Source organism: Baekduia sp. (assembly GCF_035318805.1).
Taxonomy (GTDB): Bacteria; Actinomycetota; Thermoleophilia; order Solirubrobacterales; family Solirubrobacteraceae; genus Baekduia.
Genome location: NZ_DATHDY010000136.1, coordinates 107,616 through 124,198, shown reverse-complemented (window position 1 = coordinate 124,198; position 16,583 = coordinate 107,616). Strand labels below are relative to the sequence as shown.

The window sequence follows — 16,583 nt, the reverse complement described above, 5'->3', positions numbered from 1 at the left end:
TCCGAGGTCAAGTCCGCGGCGCGGCGTCATCCATCAGCCTGCGGATGCGCTTGGCGCTGACCTGCCCGTGGACGCCGAGCGCCTGGGCGAAGTGGCTGACGCGCAGCTCCTGCAGCATCCAGGCGGCCTCGCGCAGGCCCGCGGGCACCGGGCGGCGAGCCGACACGTAGGCGTTGGTGCGCGCGCGCAGCTCGGCCTCGAGCTCGCGGACGCCGGCCATCCGATCGCGGTCGACGGGCACGACGTCGGGCAGGCGCTCCAGCCGCCGCTCGGCGGCGCGCAGGTAGCGCAGCACGTCGGGCAGGCGGGCCGCGCCGGACGCTGCGACGAACCCGGGGTAGACGAGCCCGCCGAGCTGCTCGGCGACGTCCTGGCGCGCCGGGCGCAGCGGCTCGGCCACGAGCGTCTCCATGCGGCGGTGCAGGTCGGCGCGAGCGCCGAGGACGGCCACGACGTCCTTCATGACGTTCGCGGCGCGCGTCGCGAGCTCGCCCGCGACGTGGTCGCGCAGCCGCGCAAACCCGGCTGCGTCCCACGCCGGGCCTCCCGCCTCGTCGATCAGCGCGTCCGCGGCCGCGACGGTCGCATCGTCGAGCACGGCCGCGAGGCTGCCGTGTGGCGCGGCCGCCAGCAGCAGCTGGGCCTGGTTGCCGAGCGTGCCCTGCACGTGGCGCGCGGGGGAGGGGATCGTCAGCAGCAGCAGGCGCCGCGTGCCGGCGCGCATCGCCTGCTCCTGGGCGGCGCGCGACTCGAGCATGCGCACGGCGACCGTCGCGCCCTCGTCGACGAGCGCCGGGTAGGCGCGCACCGCCTCGCCGGTGCCCGGCAGCGTGATCTCCCGGGGGAGATCGCCGATCGTCCACGCCGTGAGGCCCGCGTGCTCCAGGCCGGCGGTCGCCGCCGACAGCGCGGCGCGCAGCCGCGGCTTGACCTTCTCGCGCACCGCGGCGAGGTCGTGGCCGGAGGCCAGCACCGCGCCCGCCTCGTCCTCGACGGAGAACGTCACGCGCAGGTGCGCGGGCAGCCTGCCCGGATCCCACGCCGCGGCACCGATCGGCACGCCGCGCATGGCGGCCAGCTCCCGCCCCAGGACCTCCAGCAGCGGCCCGCTGCGCGGCCGCATGCGCTCGACGGCCAGCGCCGCGGTCTCCGGCACGGGCACGAGCGGGCGCCGCAGCTCCTTGGGCAAGCTGCGGATCAGCGTCGTGACGAGCTCCTCGCGAAACGCCGGCACGAGCCAGTCGAAGCCCGTCGCGCGCACGCTCGGCAGCAGGTCCAGCGGGATGTGCACGGTCACGCCGTCGTGCTCGGCGCCCGGCTCGAAGCGGTAGGTGAGCGGCAGGACCAGCTCGCCCTGGCGCCACGCGGCCGGGCGCCCCGCGCCGGCCAGCGCGCTCGCCGCCTGCGGTGCGACCAGCAGCTCGTGCGTGTAGGTCAGCAGCTCCGGGTCGGCGCGCCGCGCCTCCTTCCACCACCGGTCGAAGTGCTCGCCCGAGACGACGCTCTCCGGGATCCGCGCCGCGAGGAAGTCGTACAGCGCCTGGTCGTCGACCATGATGTCGCGGCGCCGCTCGCGCTGCTCGAGCGCGTCGATCTCCTCGAGCAGCTTGCCGTTGGCGGCGAAGAACGCGTGGCGCGTGTCCCAGTCGCGCTCGACCAGCGCGCGCCGGATGAACAGATCGCGCGCGAGATCGGGGTCGATCCGTGCGTAGGGCACCTTGCGCCCGGCGACGATCGGCAGGCCGTAGAGCGTCACGCGCTCGGTCGCCACGACCCCGCCGCGGCGCCGCTCCCAGCGCGGCTCGGAGTACGTGCGCTTCACCAGATGGCCGGCCAGCGGCTCGACCCACTCGGGCTGGATCCGCGCCGCGGTGCGGCCGAACAGCCGGGCGGTCTCGACCAGCTCGGAGACCATCACCCAGCTCGGCTGCTTCTTGGCCAGCACCGACCCGGGGAAGATGTTGAACCGCGCCCCGCGCGCGCCGAGGTACTCCCGCCGCGCCGTGTCCTTGACGCCGATGTGCGACAACAACCCCGACAGCAGGGCGACGTGGACGTGCTGCGGATCGCCCGGCTGCTGGTTGCGGGTGATGCCGAGCTCCTTGGCCGTCGAGCGCAGCTGCGCGACGAGGTCCTGCCATTCGCGGATGCGCAGGAAGTGGAGGTACTCGCCCTTCATGCGCTTGCGGAACTGGCTGCCCGACAGCTCGCGCTGCTGCTCGCGCACGTAGTTGTACAGGTTGAGGTAGGCCAGGAAGTCGGAGTGCTCGTCGGCGAAGCGCGCATGCAGCTGATCGGCGTGCGCGCGGTGCTCCACGGGCCGCTCGCGCGGATCCTGGATCGACAGCGCCGCGGCGATCACGATGACCTCGTCGACGCACGAGAGGCGGTCGGCCTCGAGGATCATGCGGGCCATGCGCGGGTCGACGGGCAGCCGTGCGAGCTTGCGCCCGACGCCGGTGAGCCGCTTGGCGGTCTCGGCCTTCGGGTCGATCGCGCCGAGCTCGTGCAGCAGGTTGACGCCGTCGCGCACCTGGCGCGGGTCGGGCGCGTCCAGGAACGGGAAGTCGGCGACCGTGCCGAGGTCCAGCGAGGCCATCTGGAGGATCACCGACGCGAGGTTGGTCCGCAGGATCTCGGGATCGGTGAACCGGGGGCGCTCGAGGAAGTCCTCGTCGGAGTACAGGCGGATGCAGATGCCGTCCGACGTCCGGCCGCAGCGGCCCTTGCGCTGGTCGGCCGAGGCCTGCGAGACCGGCTCGATCGGCAGCCGCTGGACCTTGAGGCGCGCGCTGTAGCGGCTCATGCGCGCGAAGCCGGGATCCACGACGTACTTGATGCCCGGCACGGTCAGCGAGGTCTCGGCGACGTTGGTGGCGAGGACGACGCGGCGGTCGCGATGACCTTGGAACACGCGCTGCTGCTCGGCGGCCGACAGCCGTGCGTAGAGCGGCAGGATCTCGACACCGTCGCGCAGGCGCCCGCGCAGCGCGTCGGCCGTGTCGCGGATCTCCCGCTCGCCGCTGAGGAACACCAGGACGTCGCCGTCGCGCGCTTCGTCCATCAGCTCCTCCACCGCGTCCCCGATCGCCTCGAGTTGATCGCGCTCGCCGGCCTCGGGGCGCTCGGGGTCGATCGTCGGGCGGTAACGGACCTCGACGGGGAACGTGCGGCCCGAGACCTCGACGACCGGTGCGTCGCCGAAGTGCCGGCTGAACTGGCCCGGGTCGATCGTCGCCGAGGTGATGATGAGCTTCAGGTCGGGCCGCCGCGGCAGCAGCCGCTGCAGGTAGCCGAGCAGGAAGTCGATGTTGAGGCTCCGCTCGTGGGCCTCGTCGATGATGATGGTGTCGTAGCGGCGCAGCAGCGGATCGCGCTGGACCTCGGCCAGCAGTAGGCCGTCGGTGACCAGGCGGACCAGCGTGTCCTCGCCCGAGCGGTCGTTGAAGCGCACGGAGTACCCGACGGCCTCGCCGAGGTCGACGCGGAGCTCGTCGGCGATGCGCTGCGCGACCGTGCGCGCGGCCAGCCGCCGCGGCTGCGTATGGGCGATCGCGCCCCGGACGCCGCGGCCCAGCTCCAGGCACATCTTCGGCAGCTGCGTCGTCTTGCCCGAGCCGGTCTCGCCCGCCACCACCACGACCTGGTTGTCGCGGATGGCCTCGAGCAGCTCGTCGCGGCGCGCGCTCACGGGCAGCGCGGGCGGGTACGTGATCTCCGGGACGGCGGCGCGGCGGCGGGCGACGCGCTGCTCGGCGGTCGCGAAGTCGCGGTCCAGGCGCGCGAGCGCCTGCTCGTCCTCGGGATGGCGGCGGGCCTTCTCGAGGCGCCGGCCCAGCCGGTGCTCGTCGAGCAGGGTCAGCTCGTCCAGGCGGGTTCTGAGCTGGGCGAGCGGCACTCCCCTTCAGGATAGGGGCGGCCGGTCGGCGCTTCAGGCCTTCGGAGCGCCTGGATCGACGCGCGGTGCGCGGGGTGCGAGCTCCTCCGGGTCGAACAGCCGGAACCACGCGCGGATGTGGCCGTCGACGACGCGGATCGCGGCGCCCGTGGTGTGGCCCTCGGCGCCGCCGCAGTCGCCGCCGACGCGCGAGGTCAGCCGGAAGCGCACCAACGTGTAATGGCCCGCAGCGGCGATGCGCGTGGGGAACGCGCCGCAGGTGAAGCCCGACGTGACCGCGAGCACGTCGATGCGCCGCCGCAGCGTGAGGACCGGCGTGCCGTTCTGGAAGCGCGCGGGCAGCGCGAAGGCCCGGGCCGCCGCGGTGAAGTGCCCGAGGCGCACGTCCCGCGCCCAGCGCTCGATCAGCTGCACCGCCGCGGGGTCGGCGGCGCGCGTCGGCTGCGTGGGCACCGCCTTGGGCGGCAGGACCGTGGGGTCGATCCCCAGGCCGCCGCGAGGAGCGGGCGGGGTGGCGCGCCTCGGCGTGGTGGCCGTCGTCGTGGGCTGCGGCGATCCGCCGCCGCACCCGGCCACCGCGGTCACGCCGGCGAGGACCAGGAGCAACGCAGCACGGCGAGCGCGCGTCATGGACACCATGATGGACCCTGGCGCTGCTACGGTCGCGCCAACATGAGCGAGGTGCTGAGCGCGCGTGCGCTGAACCGGGCGCTGCTGGCGCGGCAGGGACTGCTGGAGCGCACCGACCGCGCGCCGGTCGAGGTCGTCGAGCACCTCGTCGGGCTCCAGGCCCAGGACGTCAAGGCCCCGTACTACGGGCTCTGGACGCGCATCGCCGACTTCGACGCGGAGGCGCTCTCGGCGCTGCTGGCCGAGCGCCGCGCGGTGCGCGTGGCGCTCATGCGCGGGACGATCCACCTGGTCAGCGCGCGCGACGCGCTGGCGCTGCGGCCGGTGGTCCAGGAGATGATCACGCGCGCCACGCACGCCTCGTGGGGCCCGGGCCTGCGGGGCGCCGACCTCCAGGAGATCGAGGCCGCGGGCCGCGCCCTGGTCGAGGCGCGGCCGCGGACGTTCGCGCAGCTCGCGGAGCTGCTGGGCCCGCGGTGGCCGGAGGCCGACCCCAGGTCGCTGGCCCAGTTCGTGCGCGCGCTCGTCGCGCTCGTGCAGGTCCCGCCGCGCGGGCTGTGGGGTCGCAGCGGCCAGGCCGCGCATACGTCGGCCGAGCATTGGCTGGACGGCCTCGCCGTTCCCGAGCCGTCGGTGGCGCAGACCGTGCTGCGCTACCTCGGCGCGTTCGGGCCGGCCTCGGCGCTTGACGTGCAGAAGTGGTCGGGCCTGACGAAGCTCGGACCGGTGCTGGAGCGGCTGCGGCCACAGTTGGTGTCCTTCTCCGACGAGAGCGGCCGCGAGCTGTTCGACCTGCCCGGCGCGCCGCGGCCCGATCCCGACACGCCCGTGGCGGTCCGGCTCGTGGCGCCGTTCGACAACGTGCTGCTCTCGCACGTCGACACGACGCGGATCCTGCCGGCCGAGCATCGCGGGCGGGTGATGACCCAGAACGGGCTCGTCTCGGGCACGTACCTCGTCGACGGCTTCGTGCAGGGCGGCTGGAAGGTGACGGCGGCGCGCCGCAGCGCGACCCTGACCATCACGCCGTTCGGCCGCAAGGCCACCAAGAAGGTCGCGGCGGCGCTGGAGCGCGAGGGCGCGCGGCTGCTGGCCTTCGCGGCGCCGGGCGCGACGGAGCGGACCGTCGAGCTCAGCGCCGGCGGATGACCCGCGCGCCGCGCGACGGGATCATCGTGACGTTGCGGTGCACCGCACGCTCGGGCTCGGGATCGTCGGCTTCGAGGTCCAAACGCCGTGCCATCGTCTCCAGCACGACGCGCTGCTCGGCCATGGCCAGCGCGGCGCCGAGGCAGCGCCGGATGCCGCCGCCGAACGGGATCCAGGTGTAGGTCCCCGGCTTGTTGTCGTCCCAGCGCTCGGGACGGAAGGCGTAGGGGTCGGGGTAGACGTCCTCGCGGTGGTGGACGAGCAGGATGCTCATCGTCACCGGCGTGTCGGCCGGCACGGCGAACGCGCCCAGGCGCCACGGGACCTTCACGCGGCGGCCGATGATCGGGATGACCGGTCGCGAGCGCATCGACTCGAGGATGGTGGTCTCGACCGCGGCGGCCGACGCGTCGGCGTCCCCGAAGCGGACGGCGTCGCGCAGCCGCTCGTAGGCGGCGGGCGCGCGCACGAGCCGCTCCCAGGTCCAGGCCAGCTGGTTGGCGGTCGTCTCGTGGCCGGCCAGCACGAGCGTGAGCAGCTCGTCGCGCATCTCCTGGTCGGTGAGGGCCTCGCCGTCCTCGGTGCGCGCCTGCAGCAGCAGCGAGAGGATGTCGCGGCGCTCGCCGAGGTCGTCGGTCGCGCGGCGCTGCGCGATCACGCGGTAGGTCGGGCGGTCGAGCATCGCCAGGCCGACCTTGGCGATCCCGACCGGCTCGTCGCGACCGATGTTCATCAACTCGACGAGCTGCGCGGCGGGCAGCGTCGACGCGTTGATGAGGTTCTTGGTGGCGGTCCGCAGGCCGTGCTCGGGCGTGCCGCGCCGCGGGCGGCCCTCGATGCCGAAGATGCCGGCCATGATCACGTCGAGCGTGATCGCCTGCATGCGGGGCGCGAGGGCGAACGGGCGACCGACGGGCCAGCGGTCGATCTCGCGCTCGGCGGCGTCGGCGATCATCTGCGCGTAGCGCTCGATCGCCTCGCCGTGGAACGGCGGCAGCAGCAGCTTGCGCTGGCGCATGTGGCGCGGGCCGATCGCGGTCAGCACCGAGTTGGGGCCGACGATCGGCCGCAGCGGCGACTCGCCCGTCAGCGAGGGGGCCAGCTCGGGCTTGGCGGTGAACAGCGACTGGACGTGATCCGGGTGGCTGGTGATCACCGGGCTGTCGTCGACCGTGCCGCGCATCCGGAAGACCTCGCCGAGCTCGCGCCGCGCGCGGAAGACGAACTCGATCTGGCGCTGGTTGAAGCGCAGGATCTGGAGCGTGCGGGGGAGGGTGATCTCGGGCGGCCCTGGGAACGCCGCGGCCTCCGCGGGATCCAGCGGTCCGGCGGGCGACGGCGGGGCATCGCCGACGAGCTCGCGGGGTGTCAGAACGGGAGATAGGGCATTCATGACATCGATCAGGGTGTCATGAATCGGTGACACGAATGTGTGCGATTTGGCACGTAGCGCCCTCCGCGCGCGTACGACCCGTGCACGGTGACGTCCGCGGTGCGCCATCATCGTGGGCGATGGCCGGCCAGACCGACGTGCAATCCACCGAACCGCTCGACCTCGTCGAGGCGATGGGTGGCCGCCTGGGCGTCGTGGAGACGTCGGTTCCCGCGATCGCCTACGCGGCGGTCTACGGGTTCTTCGGCACGAACCCGGCCGCCATCGCGGCGGTCGCGCTGACGCTGGTGCTCACGATCGCGCGGCTGGTCAAGCGCGAGTCGCCGCGCCACGCGCTCACGGGGCTGATCGGCGTGGCGTTCGCTGCGTTCATCGCGGCGCGCAGCGGCAAGGCCGAGAACTTCTACCTGCCCGGGCTGCTGCTCAACGCCGCCTACGCGGCGGCGTTCCTCGTGTCGCTGGCGATCCGCAAGCCGCTGGTCGGGCTCGTCGCCGGGCAGATCCCCGGGACCCACGCCGACGACCGCGACGATCCCGTGCGGGCGCGGCGCTACGTCATGGCGACGTGGCTCTGGGCGATCCTCTTCCTGGCCCGCCTGGTCGTGCAGTTGCCGCTGTACCTCGCCGGCGCGGTCGTGGCCCTCGGCGTGGCGCGGACGGCGATGGGCCTGCCGCTCTTCGCGCTGGGCCTATGGCTCACCTGGCGGCTGGTGCGCGTCGATCCGGCGTCCCGGCCGGCGACGGCGCCCGCGGCGACCGGCAGCGCGGCGACCACGCCGCCCGACCCGCCCGAGCCGGCTTCGGCGGTGGGCTGAGCGGGGCGCGGTGATCGCGCGCAGCGGCTAGAGGTGCTGGCCGTCGTCGGTGGTCAGGGTGAGGATCGCCGGGTCCTTGGCAAAGGCGCTGTCGCCCTCGCGGGCGCGGATCTCGGGCGTCAGCCTCAAGGCTGCGGCGTCGGTCTCCCGTTCGTCGGCGACACCCGCGACCGCGCAATCGGTCCAGTGACGCGGCGCCGGCGTCCATCTGTCGTCGCTGCTGACCACTCCTGCGAACCGCAGGTCGTTGACGCCCTTGTGCACCTGCTTGGTTTCGGTGACGTCCGGTCCGATCCAGTTCCAGGCAGGCACCGGCGGGTAGCGGGCGGGGTCGAGGAGCATGGCCGTGTTGATGGCGGCGTTGCACGGCGAGATGTACAGCTGTGCCAGGAACGCTCGGCGCGCAACGAGCGTTGCCTGCATGCGCACGGCGATGCGTCCATCGCCGGTCCGGGTCGCCACGATGGTCAGCGAGCCGGAGCGCCAGGCAGCGGTTCCGTAGGTGCCCGTGTCGGTCGAGCCGGGATCCACGGTCTTGATCGTCTTCGTGACCGTTGTCTGGGCTGCTTGCGCGGCTGACAGCCCGAAGCCCGTGCCCAGCGCCGCGGTGGTAGCGCCCAACAGCACCGCGGACGAGAGGCTCCGACCGGTTTTCATACATTTCAGTGTGTGCATCGCGGCAAGACTAGACCCCTGAACGGTCAGAAGGCGCAACTTCATGACCCGGTCGCGATCGAAGACGGCGCTCCCGACCAGCTGGCCGGGAGTCATCGTGACGCGAGACAGGCGCGCCTGCGTGCGACTGGTGCGCGAGACCGCTGATGGCCGCGCGCTGCCGTCGCTGCGCCGCTGCGCCGGCGGTGGCTGAGCCACCGAGCGCCGAGGGCGTCGCACCCGCCCTCTAGGGTGGATCCGGCATGTCGTCCACCCCCGCCGATCCGACCCGTCGCCGCCGCGCGGCAGCTGCGGGTGGGCGGAGGCGTGAGCGGCTGTCGGCTGCTGAGGCGCGGCGTGTCGCGCTCGGTGCGCAGGGGTTCGCGGAGCCGCCGCTGGGCCGTGAGGTCGACGGCCGCGCGCTGCGCAGCCGCGTGCTCGACCGTGTCGGGCTGATCCAGATCGACTCGGTCAACGTGCTGCAGCGCGCGCACTACCTCCCGGCGTTCAGCCGGCTGGGGGAGTACGACGTCGCCCTGCTGGACAAGTTGTCGCACTACGCGCCGCGGCGGCTGTTCGAGTACTGGGGGCACGAGGCGTCGCTGATCCCCGTCGAGCTGCAGCCGCACCTGCGCTGGCGCATGCGCCGCGCGCACGACGACGCGTGGGGCGGCATGCGCCGCATCGCCCGCGACCGGCCCGACCTCGTCGCGGCCGTGCTCGAGGACATCCGCGACCGCGGGCCGCTGACCGCCGCCCAGCTCGCCCACCTCGACGAGCCGCGCGGACCCAAGGGGCCGTGGTGGGACTGGTCGGACGTCAAGCGCGCGCTGGAGTACCTGTTCTGGAGCGGTGAGGTCACGAGCGCGCGGCGCGTCCGCTTCGAGCGGCGCTACGACGTCCCCGAGCGCGTCCTGCCCGCGGCCGTGCTCGCCGCCCCGACGCCCGACGAGGACGAGGCCCAGCGCACGCTGCTGCGGACCGCAGCGCGCTCCCTGGGCATCGCCACCGAGCCCGACCTGCGCGACTACTTCCGGCTGCCGTCCGCGGAGTCCAAGCTCCGTGTCGCCGAGCTCGTCGAGGCCGGCGACCTGCAGCCGGTCGCCGTCGAGGGGTGGACGGCGCCCGCGTACCTCGCGCCAGGCGTCCGCGTTCCGCGCCGGGTCGATGCCCGTGCGCTGGTCGGCCCGTTCGACTCGCTGATCTGGGAGCGTCCGCGCGTGGAGCGCGTCTTCGGGTTCCGCTACCGCATCGAGATCTACGTGCCCAAGGAGCAGCGGGTGCACGGCTACTACGTGCTGCCGTTCCTGCTCGGCGACGAGCTCGTCGGGCGCGTCGACCTCAAGAGCGACCGCGCGGCGCGCGCGCTGCTCGTCCAGGCGGCCCACGCCGAGCCGGGCGCGCCGCCCGAGACCGCCGAGGCGCTTGCGATCGAGCTGCGGCGCCTCGCAGCGTGGCTGGACCTCGACGACGTCCTGGTCGCCGGATCCGGCGATCTCGCGCCGGCCGTCGCCGCGGCATTGCAGGCCTGAGCTACTGCGCGCCGTCCCGGGCGCCGGCGGTCGCCGCCGCGGGCTCGGGGGTGCGCGGCGGGCCCCAGGCGTCGGCCAGCAGGCGATAGGAGCGGAGCCGGGCGTCGAAGTCGTAGGCGTCGGTCGCCACGATCACCTCGTCGGCGCCGGTGCGCTCCAGCAGCGACTCCAGCCCGGCGCGCACGGTCTCGGGGCTGCCGACGACCGCCTCGCGCAGCTGCGAGTCGATGGAGGCCCGCTCCATCGGCGACCAGAACGCATCGATGTCGTCGAGGGGCGGCGCGGTCGGCCGGGGGTTGCCGCGGATCAGCCACGTGTGCTTCTGCTGCGTCGACGTGAAGAGCCGGCGCGCCTCCTCGTCGGTGTCGGCGACCACGACGTAGGCGCCGACCATCGCGTAGGGCTCGGGGAACATCTCCGACGGGCGGAAGCGCGCGCGGTACAGTTCGAAGGCGTCGAGCATGAGCTGCGGCGCGAAGTGCGCGGCGAACGCGAAGCCCAGGCCCTCCTGCGCGGCCAGCTGGGCGCTGAACGTGCTCGAGCCGAGGAGGAGGATCTGGAGGTCGGAGCCGGCGCCCGGGATCGCGGTGATGCGCTGCCCGGGCTGGGCGGGCGCCAGGAACGCCCGAAGCTCCTGCAGGTCGGTGGGGAAGCTCTGGCCGTTGTCCTGCGCGCGGCGCAGGGCGTAGGCGGTGTTGACGTCGGCGCCGGGCGCGCGCCCGAGGCCGAGGTCGATGCGGCCGGGGTAGAGCGCGGCGAGGGTGCCGAACTGCTCGGCGACGACCATCGGGGCGTGGTTGGGAAGCATCACGCCGCCGGAGCCGACGCGCATGCGCTCGGTCACGGCCGCGACCTGGCCGATGAGCACCGCGGTCGCCGCGCTGGCGATGCCCGGGATGTTGTGGTGCTCAGCGAGCCAGAAGCGGTGGTAGCCGAGGTCCTCGACCGTGCGGGCGAGCTGCAGCGTCTCCCGCAGCGCGTCGCCGACGGTGCCGCCGGCGCGGATGGGGGCAAGGTCGAGGACCGAGAGGGGAGCCGGGCGCGACGGGGTCATGGGGAAGGCCTCCGAAGGGAGTGTGCCGTCCGATGGTAGGCCGCGGGCGAACCGCTGCACCATGCCCGACCATCGCGCCCTATCGTCTGCATCGATGGCTGTCGATCTCGAGCTCACGCCCAAGACGAAGCGCCCGGTGGGGCAGCCGTGCTGCGAGCCCGTCGTCTACCCCGACGTTGACCGCGCGCAGGCCGTGCGAATCGCCGAGCTCGCGAAGGCGCTCGGCGACCCGATCCGCCTGCAGCTCGTCGACGTGCTGCGCAAGCACGCCGGCCAGGTGTGCGTGTGCGAGCTCGTCCCGCTGTTCGACGTCGCGCAGCCGACGCTCAGCCACCACCTCAAGAAGCTGCGCGACGCGGGCATCGTCGACAGCGAGAAGCGCGGCCTGTGGGCGTACTACTACGTGTTGCCCGAGGCGTTGGCTCCGCTGGCCGCCTGGCTGGACGTCTGAGCGTATTGACGAACGTCGATGGATTGGCGTAGGCTCGCTCCATCGACAAACGCCAATGGAGGCTCTGATGAACGACCTCGACCCGCACGCCGACGCCGGCGCCGCCCGGCGCCTGCGGGCGATCGTGCGGGACCGCTACGCCGCCAGCGCCCTCGCGGTGCGCGACGAGGGCCTGGGGTGCTGCGGCACGGGCGCCGCGACCGCCGATCCCGGCGCAGGCTGCTGCGGCCTCGCGATCATCCCCGACGACCAGGTCACCGCCTTCGGCGCGACCCTGTACGCCACCGCCGAGCGGGACGAGCTGCCCGACACGGCGCTCCTGGCGTCGCTGGGCTGCGGCAACCCGACCGCCGTCGCCGCGCTGCACGAGGGCGAGACGGTCCTCGACCTCGGCTCGGGCGGCGGCATCGACGTCCTGCTCTCCGCGCGCCGCGTCGGCCCGACGGGCAAGGCCTACGGGTTGGACATGACCGACGAGATGCTCGCGCTGGCCCGCGCCAACCAGGCCAAGGCCGGCGTCGACAACGTGGAGTGGCTGAAGGGCCACATCGAGGACGTCCCGCTGGCCGACGGCGTGGTCGACGTGGTCCTCTCCAACTGCGTCATCAACCTGTCGACCGACAAGCCGCGCGTGCTGCGCGAGGCCGCGCGCGTCCTGCGCCCCGGCGGGCGCTTCGCCGTCTCCGACGTCGTCGCCGACGGCGCCATGGACGCCGCGACGCGCTCCGACCTGGCGCAGTACGTCGGGTGCGTCGCCGGCGCGCTGACCCGCGAGGAGTACGCGCGCCTCCTCGCCGACGCCGGCTTCGGCGAGATCGAGATCCAGGAGAGCCACCGCGTCCACGAGCACGCGGCCGCGGCGATCGTGCGGGCGCGCAAGCCGGGCGGATCCGGGTAGAAGCGCGGGGTGGCCGGCGACAGCACGTGGTGGCGGCGCGGGGCGATCTACCAGATCTATCCCCGATCGTTCGCGGACGCCGACGGCGACGGGGTGGGCGACCTGCGCGGCATCGTCGAGCACCTCGACCACCTCAACGACGGCACGGAGCGCTCGCTGGGCGTCGAGGCGATCTGGCTTTCGCCGTTCTACCCCTCGCCGATGGCCGACTTCGGCTACGACGTCGCCGACTACTGCGACGTCGACCCGGCGTTCGGCACGCTCGCCGACTTCGAACGGCTCGTCGAGGAGGCGCACCGGCGCGGGATCAAGGTCGTCGTCGACCTCGTCCCCAACCACACCTCCGATCAGCACCCGTGGTTCCGTGACTCGCGCGCGGGCCGTGGGAGCCCGCGCCGCGACTGGTACGTCTGGCGCGACGGGCGTGACGGCGGCCGCCCGCCGAACGACTGGGCGTCGACGTTCCGGGCCGTCGGCCCTGCGTGGACCTACGATCCGGCCTCCGAGCAGTGGTACCTGCACTCGTTCCTGCCGCAGCAGCCCGACCTCAACTGGGACGAGCCGGCCGTGGAGGAGGCCATCCACGACGTGATGCGCTTCTGGCTGGAGCGCGGGGTGGACGGGTTCCGGATCGACGTGGTGCAGAAGCTGGCCAAGGATCCCCTGCTGCGCGACGTCGTCGAGGGCGCGCCGGTGCCCTACGAGGACTGGCAGCCGGCGATCCACGAGCGGCTGCGGCGGTTGCGCGCCGTGGTGGACGAGTACCCCGACCGCATGCTCGTCGGCGAGGTGTACCTCCTCGACCTCGAGCGGATCGTCGCCTACGTCAACAGCGGCGACGAGCTGCACCTGGCTCACAACTTCACGTTCGTGCACCTGCCGTGGCGGATGGAGGCGTTCCGGGCGGCCATCGACGGCTTCGAGGCGCTGGCCTCCGCAGCGGCGTGGCCCGCCTGGTTCGTGGCCAACCACGACAACCCGCGCGTCGCCTCGCGCTTCGACGACGACGACCAGGGGCCGGCCCGCGCCCGCGCGGTGCTGCTCATGTTGTACGCCTTGCGCGGGACGCCGTTCGTCTACCAGGGCGAGGAGCTCGGGCTGCCCGACGCGGCGATCCCGCCCGATCGCGTCGTCGACGTCGACGGACGCGACCCCGAGCGCGCGCCGATCCCCTGGCGGCCGCCGTCGGAGGCCGGCCCCGGCGCCGGGTTCACCACCGGCGACCCGTGGCTGCCGCTCGCGGCCGAGGCCGAGGAGCTGGCCGCGCAGCGCCAGAGCGGCGACCCGCGCTCCACGCTGGCGCTGACGCGGCGGCTGGCGTGGCTGCGCCGCGGCGAGCCGGCGCTGCAGTCCGGCGCGCAGCGCTCGCTCGACGCCGGCGCCGACCTGCTCGCCTGGGTCCGCACCGGCGACGACGGCACGGCGCTGCTGGCGATCGTCAACTTCGCGGCCCGGTCGCGTCCGTTCGCCGGCGCCCCCGACCTGCCGCCCACGGCCGTGCTCGCCCTCTCGACCGACCCTGACCGCGCGCCGGGGACGCTCGCGCTCGAGACCGTGACGCTGGGCCCCGGCGAGGCGCTGCTCCTGCGCCTGTGACCGGCGGTCATCGCCATTCCCGTTCACCGGCGTGCGCTTCGGCGTGGACAAGTCCCGCCGCGGACCTAGTGTCGGCAGGGCATGCGCACTCTCCTCCTGCTTCTCGTGCTCGCTGCCGCGACCGTCGCCGTTGCCGGCTGCGGTGGCGGTACCACCACCCAGACGGTGACCGCCGACTCCGGCTCCGCCCCGGCGGGCGCGAACGCCGCCGACAGCCTCGAGACCCAGTTCATCGACGTCGTCCGCCAGCGCGCGCCCTCCGTCGTCCAGATCGAGACCACCGACGGCCTGGGCTCGGGCGTCGCCTACGACGACAAGGGCAACATCGTGACCAACGCCCACGTGGTCGGCACGGCCAAGACCTTCACGGTCACCCTGGCCAAGGGCGACACCCACAAGGCCACGCTCGTCGGCAGCTACCCGCCGTCCGACCTCGCCGTCATCCACCTGGAGTCGGGGACCGTCGCGCCCGCGCCGCTGGCCGACTCGTCGAAGCTGGCGGTGGGCAAGGTCGTCCTGGCGATCGGCAACCCGCTCGGGCTGCGCTCCAGCGTCACCGATGGCATCATCTCCTCGCTGGGCCGCACGGTCAGCGAGGGTGGCGGCGCGGTGATCGCCTCGGCGGTTCAGACCAGCGCCTCCATCAACCCGGGCAACTCGGGCGGCGCCCTCGTCGACCTCGACGGCAACGTCGTCGGCATCCCGACGCTCGCGGCCACCGACCCCCAGCTCGGCGGCGGCCAGGCGCCGGGCATCGGCTTCGCGATCCCCAGCGACACCGTGAGGAACATCGCCGACCAGCTCGTCAAGAACGGACGCGTCACCAACTCCGGGCGGGCCTACCTCGGCGTCGAGATCGCCTCGACCCTGCAGGGCACCGGCGTCGTCGTGGCGGCCGTGACGAAGGGCGGGCCTGCCGACAAGGCCGGCGTCCGCGCAGGCGACGTCATCCTGAAGGTCGCCGGCAAGCCCACGCCCACGGCCGACGACCTCGCCACCGTGCTCGCCACGCTGAAGCCGGGGCAGACCGTGCCCGTCGAGGTCCGGCGCGCCGACGGCTCGACGAAGACCCTCGACGTCAAGCTCGGACAGAACCCCGGAACGTGAGGACACCCAGGGCGGCCGCCACCACGCACCGTCACGACGCGGGTCGCGCTGCCGGCTCAGCCGCCGACCAGCCCGACCAGCGCGCCACGTCGACGACGACGAGCGCGCCGGTCGGAGGCCGGCGGCGGTAGGGCGGGTAGCGCAGCTCGAGCGCGTCGAGCGCGCGGGTGCGCAGGGCCGGCTCCTCGCCGGCGTCCACGACCCGCGCGACGCCGTCGGCGCGCGCCCACCACAGCTGCGTCCAGTCCTCGGCGTAGTAGTCGGCCAGGACGGCGACCTGCGGGTTGGCGGCGATGTTGGCCAGCCGCCGCAGCGCCGTGGTGCGCTTGGGCTTGTGGTCGACGGCGCTGACGATCGTGCCGTCTGCGAGGACCGCGAACGTGATCGGCACCACGTGCGGCCGTCCGTCGGCGTCGGCCGTGGCGAGATGCGCCACGCGCGCGCCGGCCAGCCGCGCATGCGCCTCGGCGGCCTGCACCTCAGCCACCGGTGAGCTCGGCGATGGCCGTCTCCCACTCCTCCAGCGCACGCTCGACCGGCGCGCGCCCGCCGTTGGGCAGCCAGTGCACGACCCGCGTGAGCCCGGCCTCGTAGGCGCGCTCGAGGTGGCGCGCGTCGGCCGGGATGCCGATCGTCTGGACCTCGATCGGCCGGTCGGCCCGGGCGCGCAGCTCGGCGGCGCGGGCGTAGAGCTCGTCCGGGTTGTTGTAGTTGGGCATCCACGCGTCCCCGAAGGCCAGGACGCGGTCGAGCACCGTCGGCCCCTCACCGCCCACGAGGATCGGAGGGTGCGGGCGCTGCAGCGGCTTGGGGAAGGACCAGATGCGGTCGAAGTTCACGTGCTCGCCGTGGTAGCTCGCCTCGCGGTCGGCCCAGATCGCCTTCATCGCCTCCACGCGCTCGCGGAGGATCGCCATGCGCTTGCGGGGATCGGTCCCGTGGTTGCGCATCTCCTCGCGGTTCCACCCGGCGCCGACGCCGAACTCCAAGCGCCCGCCCGAGAGCTGGTCGACGCTGGCGACCTCCTTGGCGGTGATGATCGGGTCGCGCTCGATGACCAGGCAGATGCCGCTGCCGACCCGCAGCCGCGAGGTCGCGGCCGCCGAAGCGGTGAGCGCCACGAAGAGGTCGTAGGTGTGCCAGTACTTGCGCGGCATCTCGCCGCCCGGATACGGCGTCGTGCGCTCCGCCGGGATGTGCGTGTGCTCGGCGAAGAACAGCGACTCCTGACCGTGCTCCTCGACGAGGCGGGCCAGCGGACCGGGCCGGATGCCGTCGTGGGTGGGGAAGTAGCCGATGCCGAACTCCATGGATCGAGGCTACTCCTCGCCCTCGGCGGGCCCGGCGCTGCGCGGGCCCAGAGTGGTCTCGTGCTCGGGACAGGCCGGGAGGGAGGTCGCCGCGGG

The 16,583-nt window shown here is 73.7% G+C and carries 14 protein-coding genes; 7 read left to right on the top strand and 7 right to left on the bottom strand.

The genetic code is table 11. The features are described 5' to 3' along the window. Window positions 1-7 precede the first annotated feature (7 nt). Together hrpA and VK501_RS27145 are read right to left on the bottom strand one after the other, a co-directional pair. Window positions 8-3,898 (bottom strand): ATP-dependent RNA helicase HrpA, encoded by a 3,891-nt coding sequence (hrpA, locus tag VK501_RS27150; RefSeq protein ID WP_324343178.1) that lies wholly within the window; start codon window positions 3,896-3,898, stop codon window positions 8-10. Window positions 3,899-3,931: 33 nt separating this feature from the next. Further along, window positions 3,932-4,528, bottom strand: coding sequence for a hypothetical protein (locus VK501_RS27145; RefSeq protein ID WP_324343177.1), 597 nt, complete (start codon window positions 4,526-4,528; stop codon window positions 3,932-3,934). A 42-nt stretch (window positions 4,529-4,570) separates the two neighbouring features. Here VK501_RS27145 and VK501_RS27140 point away from each other — a divergent pair, with 42 nt between their 5' ends. After that, window positions 4,571-5,677, top strand: coding sequence for a winged helix DNA-binding domain-containing protein (locus VK501_RS27140; RefSeq protein WP_324343176.1), 1,107 nt, complete (start codon window positions 4,571-4,573; stop codon window positions 5,675-5,677). Here the strand turns inward: VK501_RS27140 and VK501_RS27135 are convergent. Next, window positions 5,661-7,070 carry a cytochrome P450 gene (locus VK501_RS27135; protein ID WP_324343175.1) on the bottom strand — a complete coding sequence of 470 codons (1,410 nt, stop codon included), beginning with the start codon at window positions 7,068-7,070 and terminating at the stop codon, window positions 5,661-5,663. The genes VK501_RS27140 and VK501_RS27135 overlap by 17 nt on opposite strands. Before the next feature lie 119 nt (window positions 7,071-7,189). Between VK501_RS27135 and VK501_RS27130 the strand changes: the two genes are divergently transcribed. Next, window positions 7,190-7,885, top strand: coding sequence for a DUF3159 domain-containing protein (locus VK501_RS27130; protein WP_324343174.1), 696 nt, complete (start codon window positions 7,190-7,192; stop codon window positions 7,883-7,885). A gap of 27 nt (window positions 7,886-7,912) precedes the next feature. Here the strand turns inward: VK501_RS27130 and VK501_RS27125 are convergent, their stop codons facing one another. Continuing rightward, window positions 7,913-8,656, bottom strand: coding sequence for a hypothetical protein (locus tag VK501_RS27125; protein WP_324343173.1), 744 nt, complete (start codon window positions 8,654-8,656; stop codon window positions 7,913-7,915). Between the two features lie 146 nt (window positions 8,657-8,802). On the opposite strand from VK501_RS27125, the gene VK501_RS27120 reads away from it, so the two are divergent. Beyond that, window positions 8,803-10,071 (top strand): winged helix-turn-helix domain-containing protein, encoded by a 1,269-nt coding sequence (locus VK501_RS27120; RefSeq protein WP_324343172.1) that lies wholly within the window; start codon window positions 8,803-8,805, stop codon window positions 10,069-10,071. 1 nt (window position 10,072) lies between these two features. Here the strand turns inward: VK501_RS27120 and VK501_RS27115 are convergent, their stop codons facing one another. Continuing rightward, complete coding sequence (locus VK501_RS27115; protein WP_324343171.1) at window positions 10,073-11,125, bottom strand: LLM class flavin-dependent oxidoreductase; 1,053 nt, start codon at window positions 11,123-11,125, stop codon at window positions 10,073-10,075. Window positions 11,126-11,219: 94 nt separating this feature from the next. Between VK501_RS27115 and VK501_RS27110 the strand changes: the two genes are divergently transcribed. From VK501_RS27110 to VK501_RS27095, 4 genes are all read left to right on the top strand, one after another. Further along, window positions 11,220-11,576, top strand: a complete 357-nt coding sequence (locus tag VK501_RS27110; RefSeq protein ID WP_324343170.1) for a metalloregulator ArsR/SmtB family transcription factor — start codon at window positions 11,220-11,222, stop codon at window positions 11,574-11,576. Between the two features lie 67 nt (window positions 11,577-11,643). Then, window positions 11,644-12,474: an arsenite methyltransferase gene (gene arsM, locus VK501_RS27105; protein WP_324343169.1), complete on the top strand. Its 831-nt coding sequence runs from the start codon at window positions 11,644-11,646 to the stop codon at window positions 12,472-12,474. A gap of 9 nt (window positions 12,475-12,483) precedes the next feature. Then, window positions 12,484-14,070: an alpha-amylase family glycosyl hydrolase gene (locus VK501_RS27100; protein ID WP_324343168.1), complete on the top strand. Its 1,587-nt coding sequence runs from the start codon at window positions 12,484-12,486 to the stop codon at window positions 14,068-14,070. A gap of 81 nt (window positions 14,071-14,151) precedes the next feature. Then, window positions 14,152-15,177, top strand: coding sequence for a S1C family serine protease (locus VK501_RS27095; RefSeq protein WP_324343167.1), 1,026 nt, complete (start codon window positions 14,152-14,154; stop codon window positions 15,175-15,177). Window positions 15,178-15,208: 31 nt separating this feature from the next. On the opposite strand, the gene VK501_RS27090 is transcribed toward VK501_RS27095, so the two are convergent. After that, complete coding sequence (locus VK501_RS27090; protein ID WP_324343165.1) at window positions 15,209-15,664, bottom strand: TIGR03668 family PPOX class F420-dependent oxidoreductase; 456 nt, start codon at window positions 15,662-15,664, stop codon at window positions 15,209-15,211. Next, the gene (locus VK501_RS27085) at window positions 15,657-16,487 is read right to left on the bottom strand and encodes an LLM class F420-dependent oxidoreductase (RefSeq protein ID WP_324343163.1); all 831 of its coding nucleotides are present in this window, start codon (window positions 16,485-16,487) and stop codon (window positions 15,657-15,659) included. The genes VK501_RS27090 and VK501_RS27085 overlap by 8 nt, the downstream gene beginning before the upstream one ends. Window positions 16,488-16,583 lie beyond the last annotated feature (96 nt).